Here is a 25,000-nt window from a genome sequence, read left to right on the forward strand (position 1 = left end):
GCGAAGACTCCTGCGGGAAAGCGAAGCTAATTCTACATCATGTAGAAAACATATTAAATATGAATTTTGCATTATGAAATCGATTCATGTAACTAAAACTACTAAATCACGTTCTGATCATTCTGCCTTTTTGAAGAAATCTATAAATAATCTAGGTATCTAACAATTAAATACATTAACACCATCGAAATAGTGTAAAAAGGCTAGAGCGACTGTATTATGCCCAGTCTCTCTAGCCTAGTTATAATTTTAATGTATTATCGTACTTCTACCCAGCCGTTTTTAATCGCTGTTACAACTGCTTGTGTACGGTCGTTTACGTTCATTTTTTGAAGAATGCTTGATACGTGGTTTTTAACCGTTTTTTCTGAGATGAATAATGTTTCACCAATCGCTCTGTTACTTTGTCCATCTGTTAAAAGTTGTAAAACTTCACATTCACGTTTTGTAAGTAAATGGAATGGACGACGAATTTCTGTTTGGTGGAATGATCCTTTGTTTTCACGTTCGCTTAAACGACGATATTCAGCTACTAAATTACGTGTCACTTTTGGATGTAAATATGAGCCACCAGTTGCAACGATTTTAATTGCATCGACAATTTCATCTGCGTCCATTTCTTTTAGCATATAGCCTAGTGCACCAGATTTTAGAGCATGTGAAACATAAGATTCATCATCGTGGATTGAAAGGATAATCACTTTTGCGTCTGGATATTTTTCCAGTAATTCAGAAGTAGCCTCTACACCATTTTTTTGTGGCATATTAATATCCATTAATATTACATCTGGTTGATATTCTTCATAAAGTTGAATTACGTCTACACCGTCATCGCCTTCTGCTACTACATCAAAAGTATCTTCAAAATCTAAAATTCGTTTTACACCTTCACGGAATAATTGGTGGTCATCTACAATAATAATTTTCGTCATATATAGTTCCTCCTAAAATGGGTACCTTTAATTTTTCTGTTCTTGATTTAATGGGATATTAAACATAATTCGCGTTCCTTGATTTTCAGAAGATGTTAAATTCATTTCGCCATTTAATAATTCAACTCTTTCACGCATGCCAATTAAGCCAAAGGAATTGTTTTTTACAATATTTGTATCGAATCCAATTCCATTGTCCTTAATAGTAAAATTGAATTGTTCTTTTCTCCATTCAAAGTTTACCCATACATCGCGTGATTTACCATGTTTTATTGAATTATTTACACATTCTTGAACAAGTCTGAATACAGCTACTTCGTAATTTGTACCTATACGGACTTGTTCACCAATTGAATTAAAATGAACTATAGTTCCTTCGTTGTATTCTTCTACTGAACTCAAGTATTTTTTCAAAGTTGGTACGATGCCTAGGTCATCTAAAGCCATAGGTCGCAAATCATAGATAATTCGTCGAACTTCATGTAAAGCATCTCGTACCATAACTTTTAATGATGATAATTCTTTTAACGCTTGTTCAATTCCTCTTTCTTGATATGTGCGATTGATTAAATCTGTACGTAACAATACATTTGCGAGCATTTGAGCAGGGCCATCATGTATTTCTCTTGAGATACGTTTTCTTTCTTCTTCCGTAGCTTCAATGATTTTAATCGTATAATCTTCTTTCATCTTAGCATTCTCAAGTGCCGGGCCAATATGCTTAAGATCGAACGTTAAATAATTTAAAACAACATTTACTTGGTTTACAAGATGATCCGCTCTCTCAATGGTATCAAGTAGAGTACGCATTCGTCTTTCTAAATCATCTCGTTTTTCTCGTAATTGTTTTTCTTCAGCTTGAAGAATTGAATATCGAATCTGTATTTGATTTGCTTGATCATAAGCTTTGTGAATTTCTTCTTCCGAAAATATCTTAAAATTCTTTGATACTTCTGCTAAGCGTCTTCTTGAAAGTCTTGATTTTGTTTCAAGTACATCATTTTCGGATATTACATTCTCTATTTTAGAACGAACTTCTTCAAGTTCAAGTTTCATCTCTTCAAATGTTTGTCTGCTTTGTTCACTAATCGTAAAGATGTCATTCTTTGATTCATCTATCGTTTTAACCATACGATTGAAGATCAAATCTAATGATTTCAAATCAATTTCATCATTTAACATTCACATCACCCTTACATTTTGTGCTACATTTAAAATAAATAATACGCATTAAAGAAACAAAGGAAAATATATCTTTCCTACTGTGCCCATAAAATATTATATCATTAGTCAGCCATAAGACTATTAAATTATGATGTCAAGAAGATGTCAAAGGTTTCATTAGGTAATACCTATATAAAGAGGAGTGTAACATGAGAAAATATTATTTAACACTAAAAAGTTTTGGAACGAGCGAAATCGTTATATCAAAATCCAGATTTATCGCTAACTGTAAAAGAGTTGAATCTGAACAAGAAGCGATGGAATTTATCCAATATATAAAAAAAGAACATAACAGCGCCACTCATAATTGTTCTGCGTATTTAATTGGTGAGCATGACCAAATTCAAAAGGCAAATGATGATGGTGAACCAAGCGGAACAGCTGGCGTACCCATTTTAGAAGTGCTAAAAAAGCAACATTTACAAGACACTGCAGTTGTAATCACTCGATATTTCGGAGGCATTAAATTAGGGGCAGGAGGATTAGTCCGTGCTTATGGTAAAGCAACTACAGCTGGAATTGATGCATCTGGCGTAGTTGAACGTCAGGTTCACCACCTTATGAAAATCGATGTTGAATATGTTTGGTTGGGTAAACTTGAAAATGAAATTCGAAACTCTTCCTATTTAATGAAGGACGTAAATTATGCCGATCATGTGGAATTTTATGTTTTTGTTCCTGAAGAAGAAGAATATAAATTTACAGAATGGCTTACAGAAATGACAAACGGACAAGCTAATATTACATGTGATGACAAGTTATTTTTGGAATTTGACAAAGAATAGCGAAAAATTGATTTTACTGATGAAACTCCTCATAGTATAATTAAATTTGTCACACGAAAAAGTGGAAACCTTATTTTTGTTGCTGGCGTCTAATACAAATACAACATGTAAATTAGTATTCCTAATTTAGAGGAGAATATATATGACAAATTCAAGAATACAGGCGAAAAAGGAGAGAAAAGCACCTAAGAAAAAAAAGCGTTTGATTTTAAAAAGCTTTTTAATATTGATTACTTTAATGCTTGTTTCTGCTGGATCCTATGCTTTCTACCTTTACAAACAAGGAGAAAAAGCTGCAAATAAAGCTTTCGATAAAGATAATACACGCGTTAAATCCGAATTAAGGGATGCAAAAGTCGAACCTTTAAAAGACAATATTTCCATTCTATTTGTTGGAATCGATGATAGTGAAAAGAGGGAACAAGGTTCTGACCACTCACGCTCAGATTCTCTTATGCTTGCAACATTAAACAACAAAGATAAATCTGTAAAATTACTAAGTATTCCTCGAGATTCATATGTTTATATCCCTTATGTAGGTCGTAATGATAAAATTACACACGCTCACGCATACGGTGGCACTCAAGCGACAATCGATACAGTTGAAAATCTACTAGACGTTCCAGTAGATTATTATTATCGTTTAAACTTTGATTCTTTTATCCAAATTGTAGATGCACTCGGCGGAATCGAAGTAAATGTACCGTATGAAATGCACGAACTTGATGAAAATGATAAACGTACAGTTAACTTAAAACCAGGAATGCAAACATTAAATGGTCGAGAAGCATTAGCTCTTGCACGTACACGCCATCAAGATAATGACATTAAACGTGGCGAACGCCAACAAATGATTTTAGAAGCCATTATTAAAAAAGCTTCTTCTGTTTCATCACTTACAAAATACGATGATATTTTAGCTGCTGTAGGTAACAATATGAAAACCAACATGACATTCGGCGAAATGAAATCACTTGCAGCTTACTTAAAGAACGGTATGCCAAAAGTCGATTCCCTTTCTTTAAAAGGTTACGATGATATGTCAACTGGCGTTTACTATTACAAACTAGATACCAACAATCTTGCTGAAATTAAACAAACACTGCAAAACCATTTAGGTCTTACCAATAAAGATATAAACAAATCAAAAACAGATTCTAACAATAACTCAACAACAAACACGAATAACAGCGGATATGGTTCTGATTATCAATCCGGTTCAAATAACAATTATAGTGGCTCTGGCTCAGGTAGCAACTTTAACTCAAATTACAATTCGAATAATAACTCGAACAATAACCAATAATATAAAGGCATCTAAAAGCATATAGCTGATAGATGCCTTTTGTTTGTTATTATGAAGATGAGATTGATTGGTTGCTGAGGATTATGATTTAGTTCATTAAATGGATATAGACGATTGTGCTTTTTTAACTTTCGCATCATTTTTCACACAAATTTTAGTCAATCTCTTTATCATATAAATTTCATTTATAAATAAAAAGAGTGGCGCTAAAAGATCGTTATCTAAGGATCTTTTAGGCCACTCTCATTATTTTTTCGTTTTATTTCTTCCGAACAAGGTTTAACAATGGTCGATAATTTTGTCCAGCTAGTCCAATTACTTCAACGAATAACTCGATTGAAATCAAGATTACTGTGATTAGAAGGATAGCACCCCAAAGTTTTGCCATTGTGAAGATAATCGCTGCTAATCCGAACATGGCAGCAATACCATAAATGATTAATACTGTTTGACGATGTGTAAAGCCAATACTCATCAAACGGTGATGCAAGTGAGATTTATCTGGGCTAAATGGTGGTTGTTTATTTAACAAACGACGCACAATAGCGAAGAATGTATCTGAAATTGGAACACCTAACATAATAATAGGAATTACTAAAGAAACAAATGTTACGTTTTTAAATCCGAGTAAGGCTAAAACAGAAATCATAAATCCGAGGAACAATGCCCCAGTGTCACCCATGAAAATTTTAGCTGGGTGGAAGTTATAAAATAGGAATCCAGCTGTACTTGCTGCAAGAATTAATGCCATTGCAAGTACGAATACGTTCCCCATTGTTAACGCCATGGCAGCAAGTGTTAGCAATGAAATTGTTGAAACACCGGCTGCAAGGCCATCTAATCCATCTATTAAGTTAATCGCATTCGTAATACCAATAATCCAAATTAAAGTTAATGGAATACTTAAGTAACCAAAATCTAATTTTCCATCAAATGGTAAATTAATAGAATCAATTCGAACATCCCCAAAGAAAATTACGATTGCTGCGGCAATTGTTTGCCCAAACAATTTTGTTTTAGGAGAGATTTCAAACATATCATCAAGGACGCCTGTCACTATAATAACAAAGCTTCCTATTAAGATTGCAATCATTGATTCATCCATAGGTCGTGCAACCACTACACCAATAAGGAAAGCTAGGAAAATAGCTAACCCGCCTAATCGAGGCATAACATGGTCGTGCACTTTACGATAATTTGGTTTATCGACGGCACCAATACGGTATGCGAGTCGTTTAACAAGCGGAGTCAACAGAATTGAAGCGACGAAGGCTACAACTAATGCTAGGTAATTCATATATTACCCATCCTCCTTATAAACTCTACATATATTAAAAAATGCGCAATAAAAAACGCATTCAAATGTTTATCATCATCGAATACAAAAAGTATTATAGCATGATTTCTTGAAAATAACACTCGGTTTCAATTAATTTCTTACCATATTACTATTTTCGTACTTTTTATTCATACTTCTACCAAAGACGATATAAAACCTTAAATTGTTCCAGAATCATTAGAAATCTCCTGGCGCGCGTACTGCCAGGAGATCCTTAATCCTTACTTAGTATGTATCCATTTTCTTGAATTTTTAATCATTTTTTGTTTATGACAAACTGAATTTCTCAGTCGTTGTATACATACCTTTTGTTTGCTCATGTACGTCATCTACTAAATGAGAGAGCTTTTTAACAGTTGAATTATTTTCTAACAGAATTTCGTTTGTATGCTCAATATGAGCAGTACTACTAGTAATCGTATGATTTAGATGTTCGATAAATTCTATTGTTTTTGTTTTTTCTTCTTCAAGCTCCGTAATTTGATTCTCCATATCTGTGAATTGTTGTTTTGTGTCTTGAATATATGCCGTGATGGCTTCCATTTCTGTTGCTATTTTCTTCACAGCTTCTCCACTATTTACGGATGTATCAAGTCCTGCATTAAATGCATTTTCCATTGACTTTCCTTGCGTAGTAATCTGATCAGATAATGTATGAATCGTATTTGCAGCATTTGATACTTCATCAGCAAGCTCTCTAACTTCTTCTGCTACTACCGCAAATCCTTTTCCAGCTTCACCAGATCTAGCAGCTTCAATCTCTGCATTTATAGCCAATAGATGAGTTTGTTTAGAAATTTGTTTTACTAATAGAGAAACACGTACGATTTCATCAGTTCGTTCTTGTAACAGTTTTCTCTCTTCTTCTGATTCTAGTAATAACGTTTTTAAAATATCCATTTGATCTACTGCTTCATGCATTGATTGATTGCTTTCATATATTAATTTCTCAGCATCATTACCTTTTGAAGAAAGTTCATGTATTTCTTGAATCATAAATTGCAAATTTTGCGAAAAATGATCCATAAATTGAACAATCTTATCTGATAATGCTTGTTGTTCTTTTGCATTTTTTAGACATTTTTCTAATAGTTTCGAAACATCATTAGTACCCTCAACCGTATTATATGAATATTGCTGTAAAACGGCACTATCTTGTGAAATCGTATCGGCGGATTGCTTAATCATTTGAATCATCTCAGTAAGTTGATGCTTCATATGATTCATTCCCTTTGATACTTGTCCAATTTCATCATTTGTGACAATTGGCAAATCTTGTACTTCAAGATGCCCTTTAGAGATAGCACGTGTTGTACTTGCAACACGTTCAAGTTGGTTACGTATTTGATGATTCGTTCTAAGTAATAATAACAATGAGATTGTCATTGCAAGCAAAAATGATCCACATAAAAGATAAATAGTTTGTTGCTGACTTTCTTTCATTTTTGATAATATCACTGTTCTTTCTTGTGATTTATTTTCTTGAACTAAAGTAAGCTTGTCGATTATTTTCCCATATGAATCATAAACGGAATTCAATTGTCTACGTTTTGCAATATTGTCTTTTACAGCTACTGATTTTTTTAATCGAACTGTAAAAAGCTGTTCAATTCGCTTCTGTTCTTTTAAAACTAACTCTTGATCATCAACAGATAGATATGAATTGGCATTTTTTAGTTCCTTATTAAGCATATCTTCCGTTTTATTATAATCTTCTTCATATTGAGGTAATGGATCTCCAGTATAATGAATAATTGAAATATAGAGTGCACTAAAATCTTTTGATACTTTATCAATATCCTTAATATGTTCAGACAAACTATTAAGTTCTTCAGACCATCTTTTATTGTTATTTACTTGAAAAATCAACATTACACTCATTATAGCGAATAGTATAAACGAACTACATAAGGTGAGTAAATATTTTTTACGTAATGACATTTTATTCCATTTAAACATGTAAAAACGCCTCCTCAGCAACAATTTATCATAGACATATATGACTTTGTATGGACATACAAACTTTTAATAATTTTTTACAATATCTTTACAAAAATTTTATTCTTAATTTTCATTTATTTTAGAAAATTCTACCCTCTAACTTTACGATTTTATTTTTTTATTAAAATTAAAGGTTTCATTCTGTACATTTTCGTGTTAATCTATTCAAGTAACTTTTCACAACCGTTTTAATTAGAATTTTCAGATAACAAAGAATATTTAATTATTAGCGTTCTAATTTCATAAACTTTTTCAGAGATTATTCGCAAGTACATTTTAAAGGAGTCTTTTTTATGCAAAATCAAAATCTTTCTCTTTGGGAAAAGATATCAGTTGGGTTCATGCTTTTCGCGTTGTTCCTAGGTGCCGGTAACATTATCTTCCCGCCACAATTAGGTCAAGAATCGGGTGAACACTTTGCCATCGCTATTATTGGTTTCTTAATTACTGGTGTTGGTCTTCCATTATTAGGTGTAATCACCGTAGCAAAATCGGGTGGTGAACTTCAGGATATGGCTGGTCGTATTAGCCCAGCATTCGGTATTATCTTCACAGCCATTATTTATCTTGCAATTGGACCATTCTTCGCAATGCCACGAACAGGTACTGTATCCTTCGATTTAGGTGTTAAACCATATTTAAACGAAGCTATGTTGGACAGTAGATGGCCATTAATAATCTTCTCAATCCTTTTCTTCGGAATTACAATGTTCTTCGCATTGAACCCAAGTAAATTAATTGACCGAGTAGGTAAAATCCTAACACCTGGATTATTAATCGTAATTGCAGCACTTGCCATTAAATCAATTGTTACACCGATGGCTGGTCATGGTGAAGCAAAAATTACGAATGTTGCTGATTATGTACACAATGCATTTTCTTCAGGGTTCATCCAAGGTTATCAAACAATGGACTTCCTTGCTGCATTAATCTTCGGGATTGTAATCGTTGAAGCTTTAAAAGGTAAGAATGTAACTCATCGACCAACAGTTGTAAAAACAACCATCTTCGCAGCAATTGTTGCTGCTATTGGACTAGCTCTAGTTTATATCTCATTAGGCTACATTGGTTCATCAAGTGTTCAAACAATTGGCTTTATCGGTACTGGATCAGAAGTTATTACAAAATCCGCTTACGTCTTATATGGTGTATTTGGTAACTACTTATTAACAATTGTTATTATGTTAGCATGTCTTACAACTTCAATTGGTTTAATGACTGCTTCATCTGAATTTTTCCATAAAATTATCCCTGGACTTCCATATAAAACTTGGGTATGGATCTTCGCGATTTTCAGTACAGTAATTTCTAATTTTGGTCTTGAAAAAATGTTAGCTGTCTCAGGTCCTGTATTGAACATGATCTATCCATTAGCTATCGTACTAATGATATTAATTCTAGTTTCTAACCTATTCAATGATGCACGTCCTGTTTATATCGTTGCATTAATCTTCACAGGACTAATTAGTGTTTATGACGGACTCAAAGGTGCAAAAGTGTTAGACATAGAAGCTTATGATAAATTCCTTAACCTTTTACCTCTTTACGCAGAAGGTATCGGCTGGTTAATTCCTGCAATAGTAGGTGCAATTATAGGTTACGTGATTACAATATTTACGGAAAAAGAAAATTAAATTATCAAAAAGTAAGACGATTAGAGTTAATTTGCTCTGATCGTCTTTTTTTATGAATTAAAACAGAGCATTGGTATATGAGGTACCCAGAGTTGTTAATTAGAAGATATTCATATTTTTATAACTAGAAAAATATTTATGAAATTGACTTATATAATAGGTGTTTTTTTCCTTCTTATTTAGAATCAATTGATTCAACCCAATAACATCTTTAATATTGATATTTTAATAGAAAGAGTTGGATGAATCTCTTATTTCTGGATATAAATATTCTGTTTAAGGTAAACGTTTACAACCTTTTCCTAAAATATTTACATTTTTTGTTTTAACCACTTGAATTCATCTCACATTGTGATATATTTAATACGCAATTGAGATGAATTCACGAATTCGACACAAATATACAAAGGGTGGCTATTATGGAAGGTCATAAATTAGTTTTTTCACTATTACTAATATTAATCACTATATTCGTTGTAATCCCTGGTATTACAATTTTAGTTTTATATTTTATGGATCGACATCAAAAACAACATGCGATTCTACGAAACTTCCCAGTTCTTGGTAGAATGCGCTATATTACTGAAAAGGTTGGTCCAGAACTTCGACAATATTTGTTTGATGATGATCAAAACGGCAAACCATTTAGTCGAGAAGACTTTTTACATGTCGTATTACCTGGGAAATACTTAGGTAGTGTCATAGGATTTGGCTCCAAACGTAATTTTGAAGAAGCAGGATTCTACATACGTAATGCAATGTTCACTAAACAAGTTGAAGAAATGCGTGTAGACCAAAGTCAGACGGTTGATACTCAAAAATACGTAATCGATTCTGATGGACTTTTCAATCGTAAAGAACATACTGAAAAGATAACTGTTAAACCTTGGTTGCTTCAAGAAGATGATGCAGTTGTCATTGGGCCGAATTGTCGAGAACCATTCCACGTTCGTAGTTTAGTAGGTCAATCTGCAATGAGTTACGGAGCACTTGGTAAAAATGCCATTTCTGCTCTATCTAAAGGGATTGGTATGGCTAAAGGTTCATGGATGAACACTGGTGAAGGTGGTATTTCAGATTATCACTTAGCTGGTGGTGCTGATCTAATCGCTCAAATTGGTTCAGGATTATTCGGTTATCGCACAAAAGAGGGCGAATTTAGTATTGAATTATTAAAAGAAAAAGCTGCTATACCACAAGTTAAAGCTTTCGAATTAAAACTTGCGCAAGGTGCAAAAACTCGTGGTGGACACGTTGAGGCTGATAAAGTAACAGAAGAAATTGCAAAAATCCGAAATGTAGAACCACATAAAACCATCAACAGTCCAAACCGCTTCCGCCAATTCGATGATTTCCCATCACTATTCGATTTTATCGAACAAATCCGCGAAGCTGGTGGTCTTCCAGTTGGCATTAAAATTGTTGTTGGTAGCCCTGAAGATGCAGAATCACTTGCTGCATATATGAAAGAATCTGGCAAAGGTCCAGACTTCATCACAATCGATGGTGCTGAAGGTGGTACAGGTGCAACATTCCAAGACCTAGCAGATAGTGTCGGTCTTCCAATTCACTCTGGAATTGTTCTTTTACACGATGCGCTTGTTAAATATGGTGTGCGTGATCGAGTTAAAATTATCGCTTCTGGTAAAATTATTACTGCAGACCGTGCCGCTGTTATCCTTGGCTTAGGCGCTGACCTAATCAATGTAGCACGTGGATTCATGATTTCAGTTGGTTGTATTATGGCTCAACGTTGTCATACAAACGAATGCCCTGCCGGTGTTGCGACAACTGATCCAAAATTACAAAACGGACTGATCATCGAAGAGAAAAAATACCGTGTAACCAACTATATCATCACAATGCGCGAAGGATTATTCAGAGTTGCCGCAGCTGCCGGTCTAGATTCTCCAACTAAATTCAACAGCCAACACATCGTTTACAAAGACGACTACGGCCGAGTGTTCTCTGTTGAGAATTTGAATGCGAAATAGAATTATATAATGGTAGAGTTGCTTCCCCTGCTTTCGCAGGGGTTTTTTTATTGGATGAATTTTTAACTCACGTTATAGAAGCATCAACTCGTCATTTTCGTACAAATTCCAGTTAATTTCATTTGGAAATTGATTTACTTGTCTTTTTTACTTTCCGTGACCAGTTCTCTCCTATTACTCTGCTTTCCCATCGAACAATATAGACTATTTTCGCCAAAGAAAAAAAGACCGTCCAATCGATCTTTTTCCAATAGTTTCTTCTATTTGAATATTGAACTGTTTCTTAGTTCATTTCCTTCAAGGCAATTCGTTCGACAGCTTTGGCAACGGATTTGTGGACGTTTGGATCCAGAGGATGTGGCACTAGATCGCCATTATGTGTTGCATCTACGATTGCGTTTGCTGCAGCTAAAAGCATTGGATATGTGATGCTTTTGGCATTCGCGTTTAATGCCCCACGAAATATGCCAGGGAAACCGAGTACGTTGTTTACAAGGCGGCCATCTGCTGCGTAGGCTGCTCCTGCTTTGAGTGCTTCTTCAGGTGTGATTTCTGGATATGGGTTGGATAATGCTAAAATAATTTGTCCTTCGCGTACCATTTCCGGTTTAATTAGACCTTTTACACCTGTGGTGGCAATGACGATATCACAATGTTCCATCAATTCTTCAGTGGAATTCATAATTGTACCGCCAATGTTACTTAATCGAATAAGTGAACTTTCTTGTAAGTCGCTACCACACACCTCTTTGACACCATATTCTATCAACATACGGCAAATCGCAAGCCCTGCTGCTCCAAGACCAATTTGACCAACAACTGCTTGATTTATATCAACACCAGCATAGCGACATGCTGATAATACTGCAGCTAATGTTACTACGGCTGTACCGTGTTGATCGTCATGCATGACCGGGATTTGTAATTCTTTTTTTAAACGTTCTTCAATTTCAAAACAATGAGGAGAACCGATATCTTCCAATAGGATCCCCCCAAAACCATTTGCAATATGTTTCACAGTTTCAACTACTTCATCTGGATCACTAGTATCCAACAATATCGGAACACCACTAATTTTAGCAAATTGGTCAAATAATACAGCTTTCCCTTCCATTACTGGCATACCTGCAACTGGACCGATGTTTCCTAAACCAAGGATAGCTGTACCATCTGTAATAATAGCAACTGTATTTCCAATACTTGTAAAGTAATGTGCTTTTTCAGGGGAACGTTGGATTTCTTGACAAACGCTCGCTACACCAGGTGTATAGATACGACGCAAATCGCTGAGTGAACGAACGTCGATTTTACTCGTCATATGTATTTTTCCACCTTCATGTGCTTTCATTACATCATCTGAAACAGCACGAACAGTAATATAATCAAGTGCATTAATAGCTTTAACGATTTCTTCTAATTGATCTAAGCTTTCGCAAGTACAAGTAACATCTCGAATTGTAGATAATGTACCAATTTTTAATGTTGTAATATCACCGATATCTCCACCTTGATCTCCAATTGCTTTTGCGACCTTACCAAAATTCCCTGGTTTTGAAGGTGTTTCTACAATTAAATTACGCATTATATTTGCCGACATTCTGTTTCCTCCGTTCTTTATCTTTTTATGAATTTTTTGTGTCCATTAGAAGTTCATTCTACTACTATGTACTATAAAGGTAAATATTTATATCATTGGGGAGCTGAAAAATCATAATTATCTGTAAAAATCATGTGTATTTGATTTGAATTCTCCCTTTTCGGGTATACTTGAAATATAGAACTCAAAAGTAATTTGTTTACATTTGTTTACATTTTTTACTTAATCATTTTCAACATATGATTTCTAGCTTAAATCGTTTATTTCAATATTGAAATATATTCTCTTTGCAACTCGGAACAAATAACCTCCTCAGCTCTTCAAAGACCGCTAGCCCCCTTTGTTAGCGGTTCTTTGCGTTGTTTTAAAATTATATTTTCCACCTATTCTTCTTCAACTAGATATACAACATTTTCATTTCACCTCTAACTATTTACGATCCATAAATTTCTAAGTCTTCCAAAACAAAAAATTATATTATATAATATTCTAAAAATTCAGAGTTTTTATAAGGGAATCAATTTCAACACACGAACTTTTCAATATTCAGATTTGGATGTTCAGCTACATACGGTGCTTTCCACGTGCTTGGTTTCAATCTCCTCTTTGAAGTCTGACACACGTAGCAAATTTCGACTTATTAGCACTACGTTGAAGGTGTTGAAAAAGTAAAAATAGCTAAAAATTCTATGAATATCTTGTATAGCTATCTTTGTTGATGTGGAAAATAGATTAATACTATTAATATTTGTATTTAAACATTTTTCAGTGTCCTCTACTACGTTCCCGCGGAGCTTTCATAAGTTTGATCTATAAGGAGCACTGTATAGTTTTTCTCTCAATGAAATTATTAATTAACATAGACAAAGGAGTGATAGCATGAAAATAAATAGTATGATTAAATACTCAATCGTAATCGTCGTTATACTTCTAGTTTTAAATGGCTTGAGTTTAGGATATTTGGTGAAAAGTATATCCCAACAATCCAATGCATTAAAAATTGATAAATTAGATGGGTCAATCGGCATGAGCTTGATGAAAAATATCGAAACAAAATCTTCAAATATTCGTACATACGCTGAATCAGGATCGGATCGTTTTTTAAAAGAGTATGAACAAGAAGAAAAGCAATCGCTTAATCCAGACAAAACACTTAAACAACTTAAACGTGACCAGTTACCTGAAGACACTTTAGCGCTTGCCGAATATGCACTTCAACAATCTACTCATCTGAAACCGATTGAAGAAAATGCTATAGCGCTTATCCAAAAAGGCGACTATGAAAAAGCGAAAGAAATGCTATACGGAACTGATTATAGTTTACTTAAAGATAACGTTAGTAATACTATTGATTCTTTCGATAATAAACTATCCAGTTGGACAAATAAGCAAGTAGAAAAAGCAAATTCACAAGTAAAACTTAGCGTAATCGTCATGTCTATACTGCTTGTACTTTTACTGATTAACATTATAACAATCCTTATTTTATTATCTAGAAAAATTCGTCCACTATACAGTATGACAAATTTTGCATTCGAAATTGCAAAAGGTAACTTAACATTAGAATTACTAAAACATCATTCTAAAGATGAAATTGGTCAACTAGCTGAGGCATTTAATCATATGTACAGTAATTTAAAGAAAATGATTACGACTATAACTCAAACTAGCGATCATTTGGCCGCTGCTTCTGAAGAACTTTACGCAAGTACAGATCAAACAAACCGTGCAACTAAAGGAGTAAGTGACGAAATTGATCAACTTGCACATGATACGAATGTTCAAAAGCAATATGTGTCTGTTGGAACAAATTCGATGAATCTTGTTGCTAGTCAAATCCAGTCTGTTGCATCTTCAGCAGCATCTGTAGCACAATCTGCTACCTTAGCAACTGAAAAAACAATTTCAGGTAGAGAAAATCTTGAAACTTCAGTGAAACACGTTAAAGCAATACAAGGTTCCATTGTGCAGACACAAACCTCCCTTTTGGAATTGGCCAATAGTTCTCAAAAGATTAACACGATGGTTACTACTATTACTGAGATATCTGAACAAACCAATTTACTTGCATTAAATGCAGCTATTGAAGCAGCACGCGCCGGTGAACACGGAAAAGGTTTTGCAATTGTTGCAGATGAAGTACGCAAACTCGCTGAAGAGTCTGCTCGTTCTGCAAACGAAATTCGACGAACAACTGAGAATATTCATCAAAATATGAAAAAAACCGTAAAGCAAATGGAAGTTGTAAACGAAAAAGCACAACTTGGATATGAAAGTATTCAGAATACAGGTTCGGTATTCAAAGAAATCTATGAAACTTCTTTATCACTTTCAAATGAAATTCAAGAAGTATCCAATGTAACAGATGCAATGGCTGGTGCCTCACAAGAAACTGCTGCATCTCTAGAACATGTCAACTCCATTTCTCAAAGTACAACTGACAAAACACAACATATAGCAAGTCTATCTGAAGAACAGTTTGCAATAATCGAAGAAATTACAGCTTCTTCTGAAGAATTAAGTCAAATAGCTGAATCTTTAAGTAATAGTATTCAAGTCTTCAAATTATAATATTTTACAAAAAGAGCACAATTTTTAACATAAATTGCGCTCTTTTTTCATATTATGTTTTCTATTTTTATACAATTTTTAAGGCATTTCAATAAAATCACTTAAATTAAATAGTCTATTAGTAATATGAATTCGATTTTTTTAATAGAGTTATATAATTACCAATCTATCAAATTTACCCTTTTTCTTAAGTAGATTGTTTTAACTTCTTTTTTTCTTTAAAATATAAATAACGACATTCGTACGATATTATCCAACAAAAAAGGAGTGATTTTTGTGAAAAAAGCTTTATATTCTGTTTTGTTCATAGGTACCGCTACGCTGGTTGTAAATGCACATGATACAGAAGCAAGCTCAAATACATATAAGGTCAAGAGTGGTGATTCTTTATGTGTAATTGCACAAAAATATAATACATCTGTAAGTCAGCTAAAAAAACTGAACAACCTTTCTTCCGATCTGATTTATGTTGGACAAAATTTAAAAACAAACAGCAAATCTATTTCAAAGGTGAGTAACGTCTCTGTTACAAATCAAGCAACTACTGGAACAAAAAAGGCAACTACATATACTGTTAAATCAGGCGATTATATCGGGAAGATTGCTGCAGATCATCATGTTTCACTACCATCACTTATGAAAGAGAATAAACTTACTGATGATAGGATTTATGTAGGCCAATCCTTGAAAATACCTGGTACTTCAACCGTAAAAGTTGCTAGTACTCCTAATACAAAAAAGACAACTTCTACTAAAAAAGCGACAACGACGACATATAAAGTAAAGTCAGGTGACTATTTATCTAAAATTGCTGTTAAATTCAAAGTAACCGTCGCTTCTATTAAAAAAAGTAATAATCTAAAAAACGATTCAATATATGTTGGACAATCATTAAAAATTCCTGGAAGCAGTTCTACTTCGACTTCTAGTAATTCAAAGAGCAACAGTTCAACTAATAAAACATCATCATCAACAAAAGCGACAAAACATACAGTAATTGCTGGTGATACACTATCAATCATCGCTCATCATTATGGAATTACCATTACACAACTAAAATCATGGAATGGCTTAACATCTGATATAATTCGTGTTGGACAAGTGTTATCTATTAAAAACAGTGGTACAACTAATAAACAACAAAAAGAAAACACAACATCTATTTCAAAGCCAAATGGTGAAAAACCATCTTCAAAAGTAGTAAAAGCAGCTTTGGATCTAGCTCTTTCATTCCAAGGTGTTCCTTATGTTTGGGGCGGATCATCACCAACTGGCTTTGATTGCAGTGGTTTTATCTATTATGTATATAGTCATTCTGGTTACAATAATATGCCAAGAGTAAGTGCTGCTGATTACGAAGCACGTTCATACTATGTTTCTTCCCCTAAACCTGGTGATTTAGTTTTCTTTAGAGATACGTATAAACAAGGTATTTCTCATATGGGGATCTATTTAGGAAACGGCCAATTTGTTCACGCTGGTGGAGATTATGTACAAGTTTCCTCCGTTAATAACTCTTACTGGAATAGTCATTTTGATAGTTATAAACGATTCTATGATTTAACATACTAATTAATTCATATGTTCAAAAGTAATCTATGGAACTGACATGAGACCTTGCCAAGTAATTTTGGCAAGGTTTTTTCTTATTAATAGATATTTTGTAATAATACGTAATATTATCTATCTAGATTAATACTATTCTAATAAAATGACATAAATTATATATATCCTTTCTTTCAAATTACGTCATATTCTTCTTTATTTTATCTAAATATATGATTATTTGAAAAAAAACCTGTAATTTTGGGGGATTTTACTCAATTAAAGTCGTAATCTCGGACATCTGTTACATAACTGTAATATAACTGTAAACGAAATTGCGTTGTCATTTTTTCAGATTTTTTATAAAGTTATAAATGTAAATATAACAAATACAAAAACAATCGTTTAAATACTATATATACAAAACATTGTTGAGAATAGTTGGGGGAATTTGATGAATAAGAAAGCATTATTTACAGCAATCGCATCAAGTGCACTAGCATTAACACTTAGCTTTGGACATGTGAAAGCTGCAGAAAATAACGAAACAACATCTAATGTGACTAAAAACACAGAAGTAACAATGGTAGCTGATTCTAAAGCTACACCAATGAGCGGAAAATATCATGTTACTGCAAGTTCATTAACTTTACGTGCTGATTCTACAACAAGCTCAAAAGCATTAGCATATTACAACAAAAATACAACAGTAAATGCAAAATACAAAAAAGTTGCCGGCGGAAAAACTTGGTATAAAGTTACCGTTAAAGGTAAAACAGGTTGGATGTCAGCAGCATACTTAAAAAAAGGTGCTGGCGTTAAAAAAACATCTGAAAGTGCTGAAACTAGTGATATCGTAAGCACTGCTAAAAACTACCTTGGTGTTCCTTATGTATATGGTGGTACAACCCCTTCTGGTTTTGATTGCAGTGGTTTTACTCGTTATGTCTATGCTAAACATGGTATCTCTTTACCACGTACAAGCCGTGCACAACGCGAAGCTGTTAAATATACTAATAATCCACAACCAGGAGATTTAGTATTCTTCAACGTTGGTGGTGGCGCAATTACTCACGTTGCTATTTATGCTGGTAATGGCATGTTAGTACATGCAGCAGGTGATCATGTTCAATTCCAAACAATGAGCACTTACTGGAAATACTACGTACACAGCTACGGCACAGTACGTTAATTAAATTTAAAAAGCCCAACTATTCATACAACAATCAAAACCCTAAGCAAAGGCCTTATCTGCAAAGTCTTTTGCTTAGGGTTTTACTTATACTTTTTATAGCGGATCTTTAATTTCAAGTTCTATAAACTTTATTAAAGTCTTCCAACTCAACTCCCCTAATGACAGTCAGATTTCAGCACGCTTCCTCACTATTCTTACATTCATTCTATCAAGATGGTAATAGATAAAAATCACTTCCATCCTTACTTTCTTCCTTAATGCTCTAACACGGCTCCTGTAAGTTCCCTAGCTGATTCAGTAAACACTATAGATCAAATTAAGTAGATTTAGTTTAATATGAACAGAATAAGCCGAATAATCTCTTCAAACCTTCAATTCCTTAAGCCTCAAATAATTTTACCCAGGTGATAACATGAGACTTGGTTAAACAAATACTCTGCAACTTCTTCATTACTTTCTGATCCACTTATATAATGATTCACTGCGTTTCATGTATTTCCACTGTAAATTTAGACATAAAAACACCCCGTAAATGTTAGTTGGCGTCTAACCTTTACGGGGCAATTCATAATTTGGTTTTCTATTGTTATTTGTTATTGTGGGATATTTGATTCACCATTTGATGATTCAGGCGGTAGGTTATCTTTAGCGGTACTATCTGTATTGTCTGTACTGTCTGTACTGTCTGTACTGTCTGTATTCCCTTTTACAGCATCTTTATTTTTATCAACGCTTTGTTTGTTAAATATTGTGCTGTCGCCTTCAGTAGTGCCCTGATTCCCATTTGTATTACTTGAATCATTTGTTGATTCAGTTTCTGCATTCGTCGGTTGATTATCATCGGATGAGCTTAAAATATCTATTTTTGAAAACTGATAGTCACCGTAGTCATCAATCACAATTGTATAACGGATTGTTTCTTTTAGTTTGTGTTCCTGTTTTGTCTTCACATCAGTATAAATAAATGTTGAATTGACATCTACTGTTGCGTACTCATCATAGATATTAATTTTACCGATTGTATGTTGTAAATCTTTGTATTTCTTATCATCTGCTGAATAATTCTCAAGCATTTTTTTAACTGTATCAATCGCACTACTTCTTGGTAACGTATATGTTTCGTAATATTTTTGCGAATTGTCTTTGATAGTTAATGGGAACAAATCATAATAACCATCGACGAATTCTTTTGCTAAATCTTTTCCTAGATAAGCATCTTTTTTATGATTATCTTCAAAATTTTGATTGTCATCGATGTTGATTTTAACGTCTTTGTTTGACCATTTTGTAATGAGAGACATGACTTTACTAATTGGAATTGCATAACCAATTTCAGGTTCATCCGTAAGTATTATTGAGTTAATCCCGATTACATTACCTGTTTGTGCATTAATCAATGGGCCACCACTTGATCCTGAATGTAAGCGGGCTGTCATTTCATATAATCCATTATATGTGTATTCATCTGTGAATTCCGCGCCTATACTAGTAATTTTACCTTCTGTTGAAGTACCACCCTTATTGTTTGGACTACCAATTGCAATGACTGGTGTACTCACTTTTGCAGGTGCAGTATCTAATACAAGTGGGTCTTTTCCAGCTAGTTCAGGTACCCGAATTAAAGCAACATCTGTTTTTTTCGAAATCCCAATAACTTGACCTTGAAATTCTTGACCGTGTTCATTTGATACTAATACATAACCAGCATCTTTTGCAACGTGTGCATTTGTAATAATGTCTCCTTTTTTATTGAAAAGAAACCCTGAACCTTGTTGTAAATCTGTATATACTGTATATACTTGTGTTTTTGCATTCGCAATGATAGCATCCGTATCATTTTTTGGCATGGTCACATCTGTAGAATCTTTTGTCGTTGTATCTTCATCATTCGATTGAATATCATTTGTTACAGTACCCTCTGCACGACTGGTAGAATCGGTACTCTCTGTTTGATTTGAATCCTTTTTAGTTGTTGGATTTTCCTTCGTTGTTTTATGAACGTTTTGAACTTTAATATGATCATTATTTGTTGCTGCTTTATCGTTTTTCGTTAGGAGCATATACGCACCCGTAATAACTGCAATAAACAAAACAATTGAAACAGCTATTCTTTTTATGGATGCTTTCTTAGGTTGATATCGTCGATTATTCGTCACTTCACATCCACTTCCTATCTTAAAAAATTCTCTACTATATATAGACGTATGAATCAAACCTAAAGTTTCAAAAATATGTTAAATAAATCAATATTATAAATCCATTTTCAATTTTTAAATACGAACATTTCAACACATTAATAATCAGATTTGGACATCATTAAATGTTCGTATATTTTATATGAATTTTGCATAATGAAATTGCTTCAAATATCATCTTATTTATCATTTTTCACAAAGATTATCATAGCACAAATTCATTAGAATAGAATGAGAAATTTGGAATTTTATTTAGGAAAATTCTCCTTTTTTGGTCTACCCCATTTTTGTGATTGTATGTATGAAATTAAATAAATATTTTATGGAGATTTATCCACATTTTTTAGTTAGTGGTGCAGTTTCTTAAGGAATCTTTTTTGAACTAACTTCGTCTATTGTATTTTAAAAGACCATTAAAAACTATTACTCTTTCAGAAGTTTTGTTCGTTCAATTTATTGTACGTGTTTTGAACATAGGTGTTTGTAGTATATAATAGGAAGAAATATTACTCACGAACGTGGAAAGGTTAGATTATGAAGAAGATAGATATATTAGGGATTCCTTTTGTAGATACGACGAAAAGTGATTTTGTCGATCATGTTGTGGATGAGTTGGAAATCACTAAAAAACCAATTTGTATCGTCACAGCGAATCCTGAGATTATAATGTTAGCAAAAGAAAATAAGAGTTACGAAAAATGTTTATTAGATTCAAATTATGTAGTGGCTGATGGAATTGGCGTTGTTATCGGATCTAAAATGGTAGGTACTCCTTTAAAAGAGCGTATTCCTGGCTATGAACTTGTCCATGATTTTCTGAGAACAGCAAAAGAAGGTCATAATCGATTCTTCTTTTATGGTGGCAAGCCAGGTATCGCTAAACAAGCTGCAGAAAATGCTAAAGCTATGTATCCACATATAAAAATTGTTGGCACAGCAGATGGTTATGGAGGCAATGGTGATGGTAATGAAGTTGCAGAAATGGCCGCTGAACTAAACCCTGATTTTATTTTTGTAGCAACTGGTGCTCCAATTCAAGAAGAATGGATTGCAAACCATCGTGACCAATTTTCAAACGCTGTCATGATGGGAGTCGGGGGAAGCTTAGACGTACTGTCAGGAAATGTTGATCGTGCACCTGATATCTTCATCAATCTAAATCTAGAATGGTTCCACCGCTTGATCACTCAACCAACTAGATTTAAACGAATGTTGAAAATTCCAGTATTTTTAATGAAAGTAAAACAATCGAAGAAATGATTTAGAAAGTCAGCATTAGTGCTGACTTTTTGTTTTTTTAACTCAGAAAATTTCATTCTATAAAACAGTTTATACACAATCTCAAAACTAAAAGTACTTCCAAACTAAAAAATCCTAACCTCCGAAGAGATTAGGATTTTTTGTTACTCTTTAGCTTTCGAAATTTCAAAGAAGAAAAACTTCCCTAATTATTCAGCTACAGTTACAGTCATTTTTACTGGTTTTTCGAATGTTACAGTTACACCGTCAGCAGTTAATGATTGGATTAATACTGTTACAGTACCAGCACCATTAACTGAACCATCATTACCAATTACAGTTTCATCAGTTGAAACTAGTTGTACTGTAGTTACTTCTGAAGCTGAAGTTGTTAAACCATTAAGTTGAGTAGCTTTAGCTAATGAAGCTTTAAATGAAGCTTTATCCTTTGCAGAAGCAGTTAGGCTATATGAAGTAAAGTCAGCTTTATTAGCTACAGTAGTATCAATAACAGATACATCTTGTGATTTAATAACGATTTCGCCAACTTTTACTGTTACAGTGAATTTGTCGCCAACTTTAACTTTAGTCGGATCTACAGTTACTTTATTGCTTGCAATTGTAAATGCTGTAGCATCTAATCCGCTAACAGATACAGTATAAACTTTTTCATCATCAATTTTTAATCCTTCAGCATCAACTTTATTTACTGCTGGTGTAAATGATAATGTGTTTGTATTTGCTGTATTTAGGTCAACTGCTGTAGGAATATTTACAACATCGTATTTAGAGAATGCGCCAGGAGCTTTAACTGTTAATGGTAATTTAACAGTTTTTTCACCTGCAGTAACTTCTACAGTGTAATTACCTGCAGTAGTTTGAGTTGGAACTGAGAATGTATATTCACCAGTTTTATCTGCTACCGGTGTAGCGGTAATAGGAGCTGGAGTAACATCTTTACCTGTTGCATCTTTAACAACAACTGTTGGGTTAGCGTTAAATGCATTACCATATTGATCTTTCACGTTGACAGTTACTGTTTTTGCATCGCCAGCAACGTTTGAAAGTAATACAGATGATTGATCTAAAGTTACAGAATCAACAGCTTTAGCAGCTTTTACTTTAACTTCTACAGTTTTAGTGAATAATACTTTACCATCTGTACCTAGTACTGATACTTTTACAGGTACTGTTCCATTAGCTAATACAGTGATTGCACCAGATGTTTTATCAACAACAGCTACATCAGTATTTAATGATTCATAGTTAAGTGTAAAACCAGTAGAAATAGCAGATCCAAGTTGATCTTTTACTTGTGCAGCAATTTTGTATGATGCACCATTATAAACTTCATCAGAAACTTGATCAAAATTTGGAGTTGTACCAGTGAATACTGTCCAAGCTGAAATTGAAGTAGGTTTTACTGTTTCAGCTTTGATTGAAACTTCTTTACTTTCTGCAAGAACTTTTTCACCATCTTTAATTACAACTTTAGCATTAATAGTTGAACCTGCTGCTAATTTAATAATACCTGTTGAAGAATTAATGCTGTTAGATGAAGAAACGAATGATACATTAGCATTTGGTGCTTGGTAAAGTGAAGTTACATCAACGCCGTTTTCATCTAATGCTTTATATTTGAATGTTGTATCAGTATTATCAGCAACTGTTTGATCAGCAACTTCGATAGAAGCAGGAACAAGAGATCCAACAACTAATTCAGACGATAATGTTGCATCAGTAACTTTTACATCTACTGAATAAGTAGTTTTTGCTGAAACAGCGTTGTAGAATTCTAAAGTTGCAGATTTTTTATCATTAGCAAGTTTAATATTTTTAACGACTTGTTTTTCACCAGTTACTTTGTTTGTTACAGTGAATGCAGCTTTATCAATTGATTCTAATTTTTGGTTAAATTCAACTGTTGCTGTTGTAGGGTTTAAAGCTTTTACAGATTCAACTGCAAGATCAGCTTCGCCAACTACTACAGTCAATGTTGATGCTGATGTATTGCCTGAAGCATCTTTAGCAGCATAAGTGATTGTGTAAGTGCCAGCTACTTTAGTGTCGATTGCTTTAACTTCTTTACCGTCTTGGTCTTTGATTTCTGTAACAACTTTAACTTTTGAGTCAACGTTATCTTTTACAGAAGCTTTTGGTGTTGCGAATTCTGCACCGTTTTTAAGTTCGATTTTGTCGCCAGATTTGTGACCGTCGATTGTAATTACTGGAGCAGTTTTGTCAGCTACGACTTTACCGTTTTTGTAAAGAACGTCTACACCTTTAACTACGACAATACCTTCAGCACGTTTACCGTTAATGTAGAAGTAACCATATGATGTTGTACCGTTGAATTTTTTACCGTCTTTGTAGTAAGTACCATTAGAAGTTTTACCAGTGAATCTCACACCGTCTTTGTAGTAGTTACCATATGATGTTGTACCAGTGAATGCTTTACCTGCTTTGTAGTAAACACCTTTGTATGTAGCAGTAGCTTTTACACCGTTTTTGTAATAAGTTTTGCTTACTAAACCAGTGAATAGTTTACCTGATTTATAGTATTTACCTTTGTAAGTACCAGTGTAAGCTTTACCGTCTTTGTAAAGTACTGATTTGTAAGATTTGTAACCTTTTACTGCTTTTTTAGTTTTTGCGTCTACTAGTTTACCTTTTGAAACTTTGTAAGTAGTTTTTGCAGATGCTGTTGTGTCAGCAGCAACTACTGCAGATGTGATAACAGAAGCACCTAGAACTAATGCAGTTGCAGATTTAACGAATTTCATTTTGTAGTTTGTCATTTTCCATTCTCCTTTAACAGATGAACTATAATTGGATCACCATATTTGCATTTCATACACGAAGATATTCCATATATCCCCTGTTAGTAATCCTTACTGACTATACTATCATAAAATATTTGTGTTTTTAATAGAATTTACATTTTTTTTATTAAAATTATGAATAATAATCAATTATTACTATTAATTTTATATTATTTACCTTTTATAGTTATGATTATTATACGATTAATTACTTATTATTTATATTTAGGTAAATAATGTATGTTAAATAGTTTGAATTTTAATAATTTTAATATAAATCATTGGTAATCAAGGATATTTTAATAAAAAATTAACAATTAGTAGTGTCATTTGTATGTATATACTTACTGATATTCACTTAAAAATATTTGGAATATATATAGTTCTACTATATTAATTAGCATTACTTTATAACTAAATGTTCGTTTTTCATACATTTTACAGTGGTTTTTTTCGACAAAACAAGCTAATTATTCGTGTTTTGAGTTATCAATATCTAAAATAAGGTAAAATGTCATCTGATAATTTTTCGAATCCTGTTTTTCTATTTAACTTTAGTCTCATTTACCCATAAACACCCCAAAACACTTTCATCATTATATTTTCCATGTGCAAATACTC

15 protein-coding genes are annotated in these 25,000 nt (G+C 33.3%); 8 read left to right on the plus strand and 7 right to left on the minus strand.

Annotated elements, in window-relative coordinates:
• Positions 1-257: 257 nt before the first annotated feature.
• Together ABE048_RS14495 and ABE048_RS14500 are read right to left on the minus strand one after the other, a co-directional pair.
• Positions 258-932, minus strand: coding sequence for a response regulator (locus ABE048_RS14495; protein ID WP_430311974.1), 675 nt, complete (start codon positions 930-932; stop codon positions 258-260).
• A gap of 27 nt (positions 933-959) precedes the next feature.
• Positions 960-2,114 carry a sensor histidine kinase gene (locus ABE048_RS14500; RefSeq protein WP_430311975.1) on the minus strand — a complete coding sequence of 385 codons (1,155 nt, stop codon included), beginning with the start codon at positions 2,112-2,114 and terminating at the stop codon, positions 960-962.
• A 191-nt stretch (positions 2,115-2,305) separates the two neighbouring features.
• Between ABE048_RS14500 and ABE048_RS14505 the strand changes: the two genes are divergently transcribed.
• Positions 2,306-2,941, plus strand: coding sequence for a YigZ family protein (locus tag ABE048_RS14505; RefSeq protein ID WP_430311976.1), 636 nt, complete (start codon positions 2,306-2,308; stop codon positions 2,939-2,941).
• A gap of 142 nt (positions 2,942-3,083) precedes the next feature.
• Positions 3,084-4,247: an LCP family protein gene (locus ABE048_RS14510; RefSeq protein WP_430311977.1), complete on the plus strand. Its 1,164-nt coding sequence runs from the start codon at positions 3,084-3,086 to the stop codon at positions 4,245-4,247.
• A 259-nt stretch (positions 4,248-4,506) separates the two neighbouring features.
• Here the strand turns inward: ABE048_RS14510 and ABE048_RS14515 are convergent, their stop codons facing one another.
• Both ABE048_RS14515 and ABE048_RS14520 read right to left on the minus strand, forming a co-directional pair.
• Positions 4,507-5,544 carry a glycosyltransferase family 4 protein gene (locus tag ABE048_RS14515; RefSeq protein ID WP_430311978.1) on the minus strand — a complete coding sequence of 346 codons (1,038 nt, stop codon included), beginning with the start codon at positions 5,542-5,544 and terminating at the stop codon, positions 4,507-4,509.
• A 309-nt stretch (positions 5,545-5,853) separates the two neighbouring features.
• A complete protein-coding gene (locus ABE048_RS14520; RefSeq protein WP_430311979.1) occupies positions 5,854-7,545 on the minus strand; it encodes a methyl-accepting chemotaxis protein in 1,692 nt (563 codons plus the stop codon).
• Positions 7,546-7,880: 335 nt separating this feature from the next.
• On the opposite strand from ABE048_RS14520, the gene brnQ reads away from it, so the two are divergent.
• Both brnQ and ABE048_RS14530 read left to right on the plus strand, forming a co-directional pair.
• Positions 7,881-9,221, plus strand: a complete 1,341-nt coding sequence (gene brnQ, locus ABE048_RS14525) for a branched-chain amino acid transport system II carrier protein (protein WP_430311980.1) — start codon at positions 7,881-7,883, stop codon at positions 9,219-9,221.
• Between the two features lie 419 nt (positions 9,222-9,640).
• The gene (locus ABE048_RS14530) at positions 9,641-11,215 is read left to right on the plus strand and encodes an FMN-binding glutamate synthase family protein (protein ID WP_430311981.1); all 1,575 of its coding nucleotides are present in this window, start codon (positions 9,641-9,643) and stop codon (positions 11,213-11,215) included.
• 283 nt (positions 11,216-11,498) lie between these two features.
• On the opposite strand, the gene ABE048_RS14535 is transcribed toward ABE048_RS14530, so the two are convergent.
• Positions 11,499-12,812 carry an NAD-dependent malic enzyme gene (locus ABE048_RS14535; RefSeq protein WP_430311982.1) on the minus strand — a complete coding sequence of 438 codons (1,314 nt, stop codon included), beginning with the start codon at positions 12,810-12,812 and terminating at the stop codon, positions 11,499-11,501.
• Between the two features lie 879 nt (positions 12,813-13,691).
• On the opposite strand from ABE048_RS14535, the gene ABE048_RS14540 reads away from it, so the two are divergent.
• The 3 genes from ABE048_RS14540 (at position 13,692) to ABE048_RS14550 (ending at position 18,120) form a co-directional block, all read left to right on the plus strand.
• Complete coding sequence (locus ABE048_RS14540; RefSeq protein WP_430311983.1) at positions 13,692-15,383, plus strand: methyl-accepting chemotaxis protein; 1,692 nt, start codon at positions 13,692-13,694, stop codon at positions 15,381-15,383.
• A gap of 276 nt (positions 15,384-15,659) precedes the next feature.
• Positions 15,660-16,955 (plus strand): LysM peptidoglycan-binding domain-containing protein, encoded by a 1,296-nt coding sequence (locus tag ABE048_RS14545; protein ID WP_430311984.1) that lies wholly within the window; start codon positions 15,660-15,662, stop codon positions 16,953-16,955.
• A gap of 427 nt (positions 16,956-17,382) precedes the next feature.
• Complete coding sequence (locus tag ABE048_RS14550; protein ID WP_430311985.1) at positions 17,383-18,120, plus strand: C40 family peptidase; 738 nt, start codon at positions 17,383-17,385, stop codon at positions 18,118-18,120.
• A gap of 596 nt (positions 18,121-18,716) precedes the next feature.
• Here the strand turns inward: ABE048_RS14550 and ABE048_RS14555 are convergent.
• Entirely contained in the window at positions 18,717-20,279 is a 1,563-nt protein-coding gene (locus ABE048_RS14555) for a S1C family serine protease (protein WP_430311986.1), read from the minus strand.
• A gap of 573 nt (positions 20,280-20,852) precedes the next feature.
• On the opposite strand from ABE048_RS14555, the gene ABE048_RS14560 reads away from it, so the two are divergent.
• Positions 20,853-21,578: a WecB/TagA/CpsF family glycosyltransferase gene (locus ABE048_RS14560; protein ID WP_430311987.1), complete on the plus strand. Its 726-nt coding sequence runs from the start codon at positions 20,853-20,855 to the stop codon at positions 21,576-21,578.
• 188 nt (positions 21,579-21,766) lie between these two features.
• On the opposite strand, the gene ABE048_RS14565 is transcribed toward ABE048_RS14560, so the two are convergent.
• A complete protein-coding gene (locus ABE048_RS14565; protein WP_430311988.1) occupies positions 21,767-24,355 on the minus strand; it encodes an immunoglobulin-like domain-containing protein in 2,589 nt (862 codons plus the stop codon).
• Positions 24,356-25,000 lie beyond the last annotated feature (645 nt).

It is taken from the genome of Rummeliibacillus pycnus (assembly GCF_050459865.1).
Classification (GTDB): domain Bacteria; phylum Bacillota; class Bacilli; order Bacillales_A; family Planococcaceae; genus Rummeliibacillus; species Rummeliibacillus pycnus_B.

What these genes read in the sequence shown, in the direction of transcription:
- ABE048_RS14495 (WP_430311974.1), bottom strand. Translation starts at nt 932, where the DNA reads ATGACGAAAATTATTATTGTAGATGACCACCAATTATTCCGTGAAGGT.
- ABE048_RS14500 (WP_430311975.1), bottom strand. Translation starts at nt 2,114, where the DNA reads ATGTTAAATGATGAAATTGATTTGAAATCATTAGATTTGATCTTCAAT.
- ABE048_RS14505 (WP_430311976.1), top strand. Translation starts at nt 2,306, where the DNA reads ATGAGAAAATATTATTTAACACTAAAAAGTTTTGGAACGAGCGAAATC.
- ABE048_RS14510 (WP_430311977.1), top strand. Translation starts at nt 3,084, where the DNA reads ATGACAAATTCAAGAATACAGGCGAAAAAGGAGAGAAAAGCACCTAAG.
- ABE048_RS14515 (WP_430311978.1), bottom strand. Translation starts at nt 5,544, where the DNA reads ATGAATTACCTAGCATTAGTTGTAGCCTTCGTCGCTTCAATTCTGTTG.
- ABE048_RS14520 (WP_430311979.1), bottom strand. Translation starts at nt 7,545, where the DNA reads ATGTTTAAATGGAATAAAATGTCATTACGTAAAAAATATTTACTCACC.
- brnQ (WP_430311980.1), top strand. Translation starts at nt 7,881, where the DNA reads ATGCAAAATCAAAATCTTTCTCTTTGGGAAAAGATATCAGTTGGGTTC.
- ABE048_RS14530 (WP_430311981.1), top strand. Translation starts at nt 9,641, where the DNA reads ATGGAAGGTCATAAATTAGTTTTTTCACTATTACTAATATTAATCACT.
- ABE048_RS14535 (WP_430311982.1), bottom strand. Translation starts at nt 12,812, where the DNA reads ATGTCGGCAAATATAATGCGTAATTTAATTGTAGAAACACCTTCAAAA.
- ABE048_RS14540 (WP_430311983.1), top strand. Translation starts at nt 13,692, where the DNA reads ATGAAAATAAATAGTATGATTAAATACTCAATCGTAATCGTCGTTATA.
- ABE048_RS14550 (WP_430311985.1), top strand. Translation starts at nt 17,383, where the DNA reads ATGAATAAGAAAGCATTATTTACAGCAATCGCATCAAGTGCACTAGCA.
- ABE048_RS14560 (WP_430311987.1), top strand. Translation starts at nt 20,853, where the DNA reads ATGAAGAAGATAGATATATTAGGGATTCCTTTTGTAGATACGACGAAA.
- ABE048_RS14565 (WP_430311988.1), bottom strand. Translation starts at nt 24,355, where the DNA reads ATGACAAACTACAAAATGAAATTCGTTAAATCTGCAACTGCATTAGTT.